Annotated in this window: 3 protein-coding genes; 2 read left to right on the top strand and 1 reads right to left on the bottom strand. The window is 43.0% G+C overall.

Annotated features, from left to right (window positions below):
- Positions 1–401 precede the first annotated feature (401 nt).
- Complete coding sequence (locus AC1DV1_RS31070) at positions 402–638, bottom strand: hypothetical protein (RefSeq protein ID WP_477368674.1); 237 nt, start codon at positions 636–638, stop codon at positions 402–404.
- Between the two features lie 140 nt (positions 639–778).
- Here AC1DV1_RS31070 and AC1DV1_RS31065 point away from each other — a divergent pair, with 140 nt between their 5' ends.
- Both AC1DV1_RS31065 and nhaA read left to right on the top strand, forming a co-directional pair.
- Positions 779–2647, top strand: a complete 1869-nt coding sequence (locus AC1DV1_RS31065; protein ID WP_477368671.1) for a M1 family metallopeptidase — start codon at positions 779–781, stop codon at positions 2645–2647.
- Between the two features lie 219 nt (positions 2648–2866).
- On the top strand, positions 2867–4165 hold the full coding sequence (gene nhaA, locus AC1DV1_RS31060) for a Na+/H+ antiporter NhaA (protein WP_477368668.1): 1299 nt from the start codon (positions 2867–2869) through the stop codon (positions 4163–4165).
- Positions 4166–4608 lie beyond the last annotated feature (443 nt).

Genomic DNA, 4608 nt, shown 5'->3' with positions numbered 1-4608 from the left:
AAGCCCTTGGATTCCAGTTGTGGCTTCTCATATCCTAATGGAGCAAGGTTCTTTTCTTCCAGGTAAATGTTCAATTGCCCGCTCTCAGATGAGCGAACATCCATAAGTTCAAAATATTCTAAAAGACCTTCAGGTAAGATTAAACGGACAAGGGTTTCGTATGCTGCTGACAAGGGTATTCGTATTTGTTATTCCTGTCGCAAAACAAATACTTTTTTTATTCCCCCACAAGAATTCCGCTTGATCCATGATTTAGTGAATTGGGTCTTAGGGAAGATTCCTATTCGAAGTCATGCCTGATTTTATTTCTGCACCCCGTACGCATTAAATACTAAATGCAACTCACTAGTATTGTGAATTTTGAAACAAGTTTTATGGCTTGCAGGAATTCGTAAAACAGGCTACTCTGCCACGTACTCCATTTTCACCTGCACATTCAGGCTTTCGCTCATTTTGGCAAACTGGCCCGAGTTGCGCGTAAAATCAGGATCAGTATCCATGTACATGTTGGTGATTTTTACTATTTCGGGGTGCTTATCTGTGCCTATATTATAGGTAAGGCCTTCGCCGCTTTCCAAACTTTGCTTTAGCGCCAGGTATTGCTTCCCTGTTATGATAATCATTTTTTCTGCGGTCATGTGTTTATTATAATTGGTACTACTTAAACGGGCGCAAATAGTTTTAAGTTATCTGATATTTATACGTTAAAGCTACTACGCCAACCGGTTTATATTCCTGTTTATTATATTTACGTCAAATATAGATATAAACTACCTTCATGATCAACCTCAAAAAATTACTTCCGGTTGCTTTGCTTCTTGGTAGCGCAACGGCATCGGCACAAGTAACTTTGCCCATAAACACTACGCTGCAAAAAACATATACCAAAGGCACACGTACCCGGGGCGGTGCACCCGGCAAAAATTACTGGCAAAACACAGCCTACTATAGCATAAAAGTAAACTTCGACCCTAAAACGCTCGAAGTTAGCGGCACGGTTGGAATCGATTATATCAATAACAGTCCCGACACACTTAAAAAACTCGGTTTCAAGCTATATCCCAATGTGTACCAAAAAGGAGCACCACGGGATGCCGCTATTTCGCCAAATGATGTAAGCGATGGTGTTAAAATAAAATCGATCACTTTGGATAATCAGCCTGTTGATAGTACCAAACGTCGCGTTAATGCTACCAATATGTCGTTAAGGGTTAAACCTATCAGCCCAAAACAAAAAGTACATTTAGATATTGCTTACTCTTTTATTCTTAACAAAACATCGCACGTCCGCGGCGGGCAGGTTGATCCGGGTGCGTTTTTTATTGCTTACTTTTTTCCACGGGTGGCTGTTTATGATGATATAGACGGATGGAACGAATTCCCGTACACCGGTTCGCAGGAGTTTTACAACGATTTTTGCCACTTTAATGCCGAAATTACCGTTCCAGGCGATTACCAGGTTTGGGCAACCGGCAACTTTAAAAATGCCGATGAAGTTTATAACCCCAAATATGTAAAACTGATTACCGCCGCCGCCGGCACCGATAAGGTAACGGATATTGTTACCGAAGCCGATATAGCCGCCGGCGATATCACCAAAAAGAATGCTACCAACACCTGGAAATTTGAAGCCGACAGCGTTACCGACCTGGCCTTTGCTACCAGCAACCATTACCTGTGGAAAGCCAGCAGCCTGGTGGTTGATCCTAAAACCCAAAGGCGTACCCGCGTAGATGCCGTATTTAACCCGGCACATAAGGATTATTACGCCGTGGTAGATTACGCCCGCAAGACGATAGAGAGCATGAGCTATAAATTCCCTAAATGGCCTTACCCCTATCCCCACGAAACCGTTTTTGATGGCCTTGCCCAAATGGAATACCCCATGATGGTGAATGACAACCCGCTGGAAAATAGCGAGGATGCTATAGAATTGACCGACCATGAAATTTTCCATACCATGTTCCCCTTTTACATGGGTATAAACGAAACCAAGTATGCTTTTATGGATGAAGGCTGGGCCACAATAGGCGAATGGCTTATTAGCCCCGATATTGATCCTAAAATAACCGACCTGTATGGCATCACTGCGGTCGAAAACTCGGCGGGCAGCGAGCAGGATGTACCTATCATGACACTTACTCCCGCGCTTACAGGCATTGCAGGCTTTACCGATAATTACCCTAAACCCGGTTTTGGCTATCTGTACATAAAGGAAATGCTTGGCGATGCACTTTTTACCAAAGCACTGCACAACTATATTAACCTGTGGCATGGTAAACACCCCATGCCTTATGATTTTTTTAATTGCATGAACACAGGCGCGGGTATTAACATGAACTGGTTTTGGAAAAACTGGTTCTTTGATAACGGCATCCCCGACCTGGCCATTAGCAAAGTAGCTCATGCAGCAAAAAAATATACGGTTACCATTACCAGCATCGGGAACAAGGCGGTGCCGGTACACCTGACTATATTTTATACCGATGGCAGCAAACTGGCAGTAGGGACAAGTATAGCAGCCTGGGCAAAGGGCAATAAAACAACAACGCTTAACTTTGTAGCCAAAGGCGTTATTAAGCAAATAACATTAGGTACTACTTACGATGTTGATTCGGATAAGAGCAATAATGTTTGGAAACCGTGAAAGAGAGTATCAAGTAGTTAGTATCAAGTATCAAGACTTTTTTATAAGATACTGGGGATTATACTTTTAAATTGCTTCGATACCGCAGGATAGATTAGCAACACGTGTCTTCCTTAACATATGGGTTGCCGAAAAATAGGTTCGGAGCGATTATTTCTAACATTACACTTCATCAAAGTCTTGATACTTGATACTAACTACTTGATACTGTAAAACTAAATGAGAGCAAAACTACCTATTGACAAAATTACCGAGCCGGCAAGTAAGTTCATACACCAGGAGCATACCAGCGGTATTGTGCTTTTTATAGGTGTTTTGGCAGCTATAACCTGGGTAAACTCGCCGTTTGCACATTCGTACCATCAACTTTGGGATATTAAAGTATCATTGGGCTTTGGCAATCACGCACTTAATCACCCGCTGCACTTGTGGATTAATGATGGGCTGATGGCCGTGTTCTTTTTTGTGATTGGCCTGGAGTTGAAACGCGAGTTTATGGCCGGCGAGTTATCAACTATAAAAAAAGCTTCCCTGCCCATGGTAGCCGCTTTGGGCGGAATGGTAGTGCCCGCCCTGATATACTTTTTCATTAACAAAGGGACAGCATCTGAACACGGTTGGGGTATCCCCATGGCTACAGATATTGCCTTCGCACTGGCATTATTGTCTATTGCAGGCAAGCACATCCCATCATCTGTAAAAGTGTTTTTATCTGCTTTGGCAGTGGCCGATGATTTGGGTGCCGTACTGGTGATAGCGATTTTTTACAGCTCGCAAATTGATTTTGCACCTTTAACCATCGGCGTATGCCTGTTAACCATACTGCTTATTGGCAATAAACTGGGCATTCGCAGTATTATATTTTACCTGGTGATAGGTTTTGCGGTATGGGTAGCCTTTTTACTTTCGGGAGTGCATGCTACAATTGCCGGCGTATTGGTTGCCTTTACCATCCCAGCCCGCACGCGCATCAACGAAAAAAACTATGCCGAAAGCCTTCGCAATCTTTTGTTTGATTTTGAGGCGCAGATCCCCAATAACAGCACCCTTACTACGCCCGAGCAACATCAGACCATCGAAAAAATAAAGAAAATGACTACCGATGCCGAAACCCCACTACAAAAGGTAGAATATGGACTGCATCCCTGGGTAGCTTTTGTGGTAATGCCGTTGTTCGCGCTGGCAAACGCGGGTATCATTATTGGTTCGGATTTCTTTTCGTCGTTACTAAATCCCGTAAGCCTGGGTGTGATGATTGGCCTGGTAGCAGGCAAATTCATAGGCGTACTATCGGCCACCTGGCTTATGGTAAAGTTTGGCGCCCAGCTCCCGGCAAACTCCACCTGGAAACAAATAACCGGCGTAGCTTTACTGGCCGGTGTTGGTTTTACCATGTCGCTTTTTATATCAGGCCTGGCATTTAGCCATGCTGAGATGGTTGATCAGGCTAAATATGGCATTTTATTGGCTTCGTTGTTGGCGGGTATTTTAGGGGTGGTTGTTTTGAAACGTTCCTGAATTTTGAATGTCATGCGGCAAAGGAAAAGCCTTAGAGTTTATTTTAGCCTCTGACCTTATGTGAAAAAGGCACCCGAATTGGAAGACTTACAAATTTCTTCTTTTCTTCGCTCCATTCCCAATACTCAGTTTTATAAGGCGAATCTTTATCCTCATCTGGATCAACGATCAGTAATCTACTATTTCTTTTAAATGGTAATGATGCCAAAAATAGTTGGTGGAATTAGCTAAAAAAAGCAGTATATAGCAAATGCAGATATAAGAGTACCCAGGCTCTGCAGAGGTGCAACCTGCCAGCAATAATATTTGCGAACGATACCATGGCCGGACGAAAGTCCGGCTTTTTTTATTCATGGTAGAGTTCAAATATGGCTAAGAAAACCTATTGCCATTTTGTTTATTCTTGAGGAACAAGTACCATAGAATAAACTCTTTTCTATGCG

Source organism: Mucilaginibacter sp. P4_D1 (genome assembly GCF_056401935.1).
This window is presented reverse-complemented; position numbering and strand designations above follow the sequence as displayed.

Excerpts from the sequence above, each read along its gene's own strand:
- AC1DV1_RS31065 (WP_477368671.1), top strand. The coding sequence starts at position 779 with ATGATCAACCTCAAAAAATTACTTCCGGTTGCTTTGCTTCTTGGTAGC.
- nhaA (WP_477368668.1), top strand. The coding sequence starts at position 2,867 with ATGAGAGCAAAACTACCTATTGACAAAATTACCGAGCCGGCAAGTAAG.
- AC1DV1_RS31070 (WP_477368674.1), bottom strand. The coding sequence starts at position 638 with ATGACCGCAGAAAAAATGATTATCATAACAGGGAAGCAATACCTGGCG.